At 44.4% G+C, this 6,978-nt stretch carries 8 protein-coding genes; 7 read left to right on the top strand and 1 reads right to left on the bottom strand.

Going from position 1 to position 6,978, the window contains the following annotated elements; translation table 11 throughout:
- Positions 1–161 precede the first annotated feature (161 nt).
- The 5 genes from VIP81_RS09315 (at position 162) to VIP81_RS09295 (ending at position 2,788) form a co-directional block, all read left to right on the top strand.
- A complete protein-coding gene (locus VIP81_RS09315) occupies positions 162–323 on the top strand; it encodes a hypothetical protein (protein WP_331958896.1) in 162 nt (53 codons plus the stop codon).
- An 11-nt stretch (positions 324–334) separates the two neighbouring features.
- Entirely contained in the window at positions 335–511 is a 177-nt protein-coding gene (locus VIP81_RS09310) for a hypothetical protein (RefSeq protein ID WP_331958893.1), read from the top strand.
- Between the two features lie 35 nt (positions 512–546).
- Entirely contained in the window at positions 547–735 is a 189-nt protein-coding gene (locus tag VIP81_RS09305) for a hypothetical protein (RefSeq protein WP_331958890.1), read from the top strand.
- A 98-nt stretch (positions 736–833) separates the two neighbouring features.
- Entirely contained in the window at positions 834–2,048 is a 1,215-nt protein-coding gene (locus VIP81_RS09300; protein ID WP_331958887.1) for a lanthionine synthetase C family protein, read from the top strand.
- 125 nt (positions 2,049–2,173) lie between these two features.
- Positions 2,174–2,788, top strand: a complete 615-nt coding sequence (locus tag VIP81_RS09295; protein WP_331958884.1) for a response regulator transcription factor — start codon at positions 2,174–2,176, stop codon at positions 2,786–2,788.
- 41 nt (positions 2,789–2,829) lie between these two features.
- On the opposite strand, the gene VIP81_RS09290 is transcribed toward VIP81_RS09295, so the two are convergent.
- Complete coding sequence (locus VIP81_RS09290) at positions 2,830–3,672, bottom strand: universal stress protein (RefSeq protein WP_331958881.1); 843 nt, start codon at positions 3,670–3,672, stop codon at positions 2,830–2,832.
- A gap of 277 nt (positions 3,673–3,949) precedes the next feature.
- Here VIP81_RS09290 and VIP81_RS09285 point away from each other — a divergent pair, with 277 nt between their 5' ends.
- Both VIP81_RS09285 and VIP81_RS09280 read left to right on the top strand, forming a co-directional pair.
- Positions 3,950–6,364 (top strand): ABC transporter permease, encoded by a 2,415-nt coding sequence (locus VIP81_RS09285; protein ID WP_331958878.1) that lies wholly within the window; start codon positions 3,950–3,952, stop codon positions 6,362–6,364.
- Between the two features lie 268 nt (positions 6,365–6,632).
- A partial coding sequence (locus tag VIP81_RS09280; RefSeq protein WP_331958875.1) for a hypothetical protein occupies positions 6,633–6,978 on the top strand: 346 nt, incomplete at its 3' end.

The following is a 6,978-nucleotide window of genomic DNA, read 5'->3' as shown; positions in this document are numbered from 1 at the left end:
TGCTTTTTGAAAAATCACGTTTTTCCGTGAGTGTGCTTTTCTTACTTTCTAACTACATTTATGATTATCCTGTAATGACGTAAACCTGTATTTTTAATGGCCCTATTTTAAGCAACCTGCCAATACATAGACTCTAATTTTCAACCACATAAATTTGCATTATGAGAAAAACACCTGTTAAAAAATTAGCCCTCGGTAAATTAAAAGTTGCCAAACTAAGCATCAGCAGTCTGGAACAAGCAGACGATAAAGCACCTACCCGCACAGGTTGCAGCCTGATGGCCAAATGTGAACCGCCTATTTCAAAAGATACCTGTTTCTAAATCAATAGATGATGAAAAAGATATCAGAGAAAAAATTAAGTCTGGGTAAAATTAAAGTCGCCGACCTCAGTAAAGTAAACGGGAGTGCGGAAGAATTTATGCTATCACTTCGCTGTGTGCCCAGTGAAAAGATCACTTGTCTGAGCCAGGGTTCGCCCATGTGCAGCGCAGACATCTGCCTTTTCTGATTTATTAAATTTACTGTACTGCTAAAAATCATTTTATGAAAAAGCTATCAGAAAAAAAACTAAGTCTCGGTAAAATAAGAGTAGCCAGTCTCTCTGCAGTGTCCCAGCAACAACAAATGGCAGCAACGGTAGGTACCTGTACCATCCTTTGCTCCTTTAAGATTTGCACAGACAATATGAGCCAGGGGGCTCCTGTTTGTAGTGAGGATTCTTGCCGTTACTGATTGAGATTATTATTAGCAACCTGACTGTATGGCAAAACATGTGTGCTTTAAGCAATACATGTTTTGCCATTATATATTTTATAAAGGCAATTCAGTTTATGGATCATAAGGAAGAAGCAATGGCGGTCCTGCAAAGGATCTGCAAGGAACTGGACTCATTTACCGCCACAGATACCAACACCGGATTGTTAGGTGGCTATACCGGTGTAGCCTTGTTTTATGCATATTATTATCAGCTCACCGGCAAAGAAGCACACCTCGAAAAAGTATATACCATCATAGAAAAATGCCTGCAGGCATTGGCAGAAGAACCGATGAATGGTTCTCACTGCAGTGGTATTGCAGGCGTATCCTGGTGTATCCAGCATTTGACGGAGATGGGCTTTATAGAAGCAGACGATACGCCGGATACCTTTTCCGATATTGACCTGTTAATAGCAGATTTCATGGCGTCGGAGTTACCCGAAGGTCGCAATGATTTTCTGCATCAGGGCTTAGGTACCGCACTTTATTTCCTGGCGCGGCTTCCGGCAGCAACTGCCGTAACACAACTGGAAAACCTGGTGCTGCACCTGGAGAAAACGGCCATCCGGCTACCCGGTGGCATTGCCTGGAAAGATCATTTCTCCAGCAAAAGTCAGCAGCATAAAGAGCAGGACCTGTTTAACCTCGGACTGGCACATGGCAATCCTGCTATCATTGATATACTGGCAAGATGTTACGAAAAAGGGATCGCCCGGGAAACTGCCTTGCCACTGATTGAAGGAAGCATACAATGGCTGCTGGGAACCCGCAATAACGCCGACAGCGCGGAACAGTCGCTTTACCCGGTATTAGTGGATGCCAATAACCAGGTGATGGGAGAGACCCATAGCCGGTTGGGCTGGTGCTACGGAGACCTTGGCATTGCCACCATGCTTTGGAATACGGGTAAACGCGTCGGTAACAGCGACTATCAGCAGGAAGCACTGCAAATGTACCGGCATATAGGCCGCCACCGGAATGTGAAAAATGGCGCGGTGCATGATGCCTGTTTATGTCATGGCAGCGCCGGTATTGCGCATATACTGCAACAAGCCGGACTGGCCGCCAACGATACCGCATTGCTGGATGCTTCCAGCCACTGGCTGCAAACAACGCTGCAAATGAATACCTGGGCCGATGGGCCTGCGGGCTTTAAATTTTATCATCATCCCGACTATATTGATAGCCATAATGTGCTGGAAGGAATTGCCGGCATAGGGCTTTCCTTAATCAGCTTTGTGGATACTGAAATTAAACCTGCCTGGGGAGCATGTATGTTGATAGTTTAAACTTGTCTTGTCGTTGATTCACAGATTTTTTTTACTATCTTAGATACCTAGTAAATGAGCAGTTAACTTGTTCACCCAACATCATTATGCCATAGCATACCGACGTTACAGCAAACAGAAAAACCATGATCCGTTTATATTTTGTTGATGATCATCCATTGATCTTAGAGGGATTGCGATCCCTGCTGAGCATGGAAGCAGATATTCAATTGACAGGGGAGACCCGGAACGGCATTTCCTGTCTCCATTTTTTGGACCAGCATACCGCAGATGTAGTTTTACTTGACACCCTATTGCCCGATATCAGCGGGGCAGAATTGTGCGCCAACATCAAGAAACGATATCCCGACGTAGCGGTGCTGGGATTAAGTTACCATAAAAACGACAGCGGCATTGCCGGGATGCTCGACAGCGGGGCGAGCGGCTGTCTGATGAAAAATGCCGATAAAGAAGAACTGCTGAAAGCTATACACGACGTATATTCCGGGCGGACCTATCTTTCAGCAGAATTAAAACAAGCGCTGAAAGCAGATGGTGTACTGCACCTGCATATTACCAAACGGGAGAAAGAAGTGTTATGGCTCATCGCCAACGGGCATACGAATCACGAAATAGCAGAAAAATTATTTATTAGTTCAGATACCGTAGATAGCCACCGGCGAAATTTACTCGGCAAATTCAATGCACGTAATACGGCCATGTTGATCAAATGTGCTGTTGACAACAGAGTACTGATTTAAACAAAATAATCAGCTCCGGCGATCACCGGAGCTGATTATTTTTATTCGACCGGAGCCGGAGGTAAAGACAACAACGGGATATTGGAATTATACGCCAGCTTTTTAGAAATACTACCACGGAAAAACGATGCCAGGAAACCCGTCTTCCGGGGAACTACCACGATCATAGAAGCGTGGTGCTGATTGGAATACGACAAAATACCTTCTACCGTATTCTCTTCTTTGATATAATCAAAGGTGGTGTTATACTTTTCGAAAATATCATGCAGACCGGCAATGGTATTCCTTGCTTCCTCAGAATATTTCTCATCTGCTCCTTTCTCTACATTCAATACCTGCAATGGTACCGGAAATGCATCCATGATTTCATACAACTGATGTACAGGAATAACCGTATGATCTTTCAGATCAGTAGTGAATACAATAGATTTTATGCCTCTTCCAATGAAGGTGTCTTTCGGAACAATCAGCACCGGCACTTTACTCTCTTCGATCATCATGGAAGTAGTACTGCCCAGCAATAATTTCTCTAAACCGGATCTGCCGGATACGCCCATGACAATCAGGTCTACGTCTTCAGTTTTGCATAATTCGCTGATGTAGGGAGGGAGAGAGGTATCCTCTGCCAGCAGATCTACTTTTATATCTTTTACCATAGATTTCACCCGGTCCTGTACCATGGCCAGTTGAGATATACTTTCAAGATAAATCTCCTGGCTGCTTTGAGAATTGCCTATTGGCAAATCGGTGCCACCAATAATGGTTTGATAGGCATGGTATAAAAGTATCCGTTTTATCTGCAACGGGCCAGCGATCTCGGCAGCGTATTCCGCAGCGCGGAAGGCGTTTTCCGAAAAATCGGTTAAAATGAGTATTGTTTTCATATGTGTAGGTTTTGGTGCCAGTGTAGGAGCAGCTAAATTCCTGCCACTTAATGGATAAACAAAATTAAGGGGTGGATGTTCGGAAATACCCATTTTTAAAGGATTCTGATTTCAATCACCTGTGTTCATTTCTGCAATGAAAGTGTCCGTAATTGAACACCGGCTACCGTGGCTGGTCCCGCTGCTCCGCCATGGCACTGCATGCCGCTAAATGGCATTTTTTTTGGCCTCCGGAAGCGTACATTTATCACTTGTATTCGTTGTAATCATCCCATTCATGATAAGAAACTATCTTAAGATCGCCTGGCGCAGTCTTTCCCGGAGCAAAATTTACTCTTTGATCAATATCACTGGTTTAACAGTCGGTATTGCGTGCTGTGTCCTTATCGTTTTGTATGTGAAGGATGAATTGTCTTACGACCACTATCATAAAAACTATCATGAAATTTACCGTGTATTGCAGGCATTCCGTAACCCAGCAGGGCAAAAGGATACTCCGGCACCTGCGCCATCGGAATACCAGGTATGGGGTTGCGCACCGGTAGGTCCGGCTCTGAAAGCCGATTTTCCGGAAATTACCAAAATGACGCAGTTCACCAGCCCGGTGACGCTGTTGATGGAATATCGCGATAAGCGTTTCCAGGAAAGCAATATGATGTTTGCGGATTCTGCGACTTTCGACATCTTTAGCTGGAAATTGCTGGCCGGTAACAAGGAAACGGCATTGAAAAACCCCTACAGCATTGTACTCACCAAAAGTATAGCAGAAAAGTATTTTGGCAATGCTAATCCCGTAGGAGAAGTATTTAAAGCGGAAGGCTCCACCCTGATGGTATCTGGTGTGATGGAAGATGTACCTGCCAACTCTCATTTTACATTTTCTGCACTGATATCTATGAGTACCTTCCGGAAAATCAGACCTGAAATTTTTGGTTGGTGGGGCTATGTAGACTTTTACACTTATTTCACGGTGCCGGAGCATACCAATATCGCGGCGATGCAGGCCAAAGTACCGGCATTTTTAAAACGATATAATCCTGGCGGAACTACAGATACTTACACCATTGCATTTGAGCCCTTGAAAAATGCTTATCTGCATTCTGAAGCCATGCGGCAGCCGGGGCCGACGGGTAGTCTGGCGAATGTGTATATATTTTCACTGGTGGCTGCTTTTATCCTGTTTATAGCAGGCATTAACTTTATCAATCTTACTACCGCCCGCTCTATGGAAAGGGCGAAAGAAATAGGCGTACGCAAGGCTGTGGGTGCATATCAACAGGGGCTCATCTTTCAATATCTGACAGAAGCCGTGGTGATTGCTGCATTGGCAACCATATTAGGATTTGCGCTGGTGCTGCTGTTGCTGCCACTGGTACGTGAACTCTCCGGCAAGCAATTACCTTATAGTCAACTGTTGAACTGGAAGATGGGCTTGATGCTTGTTTTAATGCCGTTTTTAGTCGGTCTGCCGGCAGGTATTTACCCCGCCTGGGTATTGGCCCGTTTTAAGCCGGCACTGGTGTTAAAAGGCAAGTTTGAATCTTCCCGTGGTGGCATACAGTTAAGGAAAGGGCTGGTCGTATTCCAGTTTTCCTTATCCATTGCGCTGATTGCCTGCACAGCTATCGTATTTTCTCAGTTAGACCATCTCCGGTCCCAAAACCTGGGCTTCCGGCAGGATCAGATGCTGATAATCGATTACGGTGGCGATGAAACGGTGAATAAGAGCATGGACATGGTGAAGGCGACTTTAGCCAATAATCCTGCGGTACAAAAGATAACCGCATCCAGAGCAGTACCCGGTGACTTCCTTCCGAATGCTGGTACCAGCATCGCTTCCCGCAGTGGGGAAATGATCCAGTTTGATCCCGGCATCTACGAAGTTGATTTCGATTTCTTTTCTACCTATGAAATGAAAATGGTGGCTGGCAGGGCCTATTCCCGCGATTTTCCGGCAGATACCGGAAGCACCATGGTGATCAATGAAGCAGCGGTCAAACAATATGGCTATGCTAACCCGGAAGAAATTATCGGGAAGAAATTTGAGCAATGGGGTCGTAACGGAACGATCGTTGGTGTGGTAAAAGATTTTAATTATCAGTCGCTGCACAAAAAAGTAGAACCACTGACACTGAGGATGGCGCCCTACGATACAAAAAACAAAATATCCCTCCGTATCAAGTCCGATCATCTATCGAAAACCATTGCTGAACTGGAACATACCTGGGCAGTCATGGAGCCACAGCGCCCGTTCCGCTATAACTTCCTTGATCAGGCATTTAACGATCAGTATCAACAGGATGTACGCTTTGGAAAGATCTTCGCTGCTTTCGGCAGCCTGACCATCTTTATTGCCTGTCTGGGTTTATTTGGACTGGCTACCTATTCTACCGAAAAACGACTCAAAGAAATAGGCATCCGCAAAGTGCTGGGCGCCTCCGTTACCAATATTGTAGGACTCTTATCCGGCGATTTTATCAAGCTGGTATTAATCGCCATCGTGATTGCCACGCCGCTCGGTTGGTGGGGCATGCACCGTTGGCTCGAAGGTTTTGCCTATCGCGTAAATATCCATTGGTGGACATTTGGCATGGCAGGATTGGCGGCAGTGATGATTGCGTTGTTGACGGTAGGGTTCCTGGCGTTAAAAGCGGCGATGATGAATCCGGTGCGATCGTTGAAATCGGAGTAAAGCTGTTTTGTAAGATATTCTCATTGATAAAAGAATCCTTTCAGCGATGAAGGGATTTTTTTATTAGCTCCCATTAATTTCAAGTAAAGCTGGATTAGATTATATTTAGGGCTAAATCAATTGCTATGAAAGTTATCCCTGGGATTCTTGTATTTACTGCTCTTCTGATGAATGCCTGTAATCAAGCCCCTTCGAAACAACCAGGCACTAATCTGACGTCATAAACAAAGGGAAATTGATACTCAATAAGTCCCGAAAGGAGAATGATATGAAATTGACTTTAAAAAAAGCATTGATAGACATGAAAAATGACAATAGCTATACCATTTTTATAAAACTCGGCTGCTGTATGCTGCTTTCCTGTAATCCCACCAGCAGATATCAGAATGTTAGCCAGTTTTACGGCAAGGTGAGATGCCTGGATGTTCAAAAAACGGAAGCAGAGAATTGTATTAAGATAGGAAATGGTAAGCTATTTTTTAATAGCGATATGACGTTCCGTATTACCAATGACTCCTTAAAGTATTCTAATATTTATGGTAAATGGGATTTATGTTGCTATGCCAGTGATTATGGCAATTTTGTTTTTAAAGTAGATGATCTTCCAACATTTG

Source organism: Chitinophaga sp. (genome assembly GCF_036566945.1).
In the GTDB taxonomy this organism is placed as follows: Bacteria; Bacteroidota; Bacteroidia; order Chitinophagales; family Chitinophagaceae; genus Chitinophaga.
The sequence above is the reverse complement of the archived record's forward strand: the minus strand, read 5'-3'. Positions and strand labels throughout refer to the sequence as shown.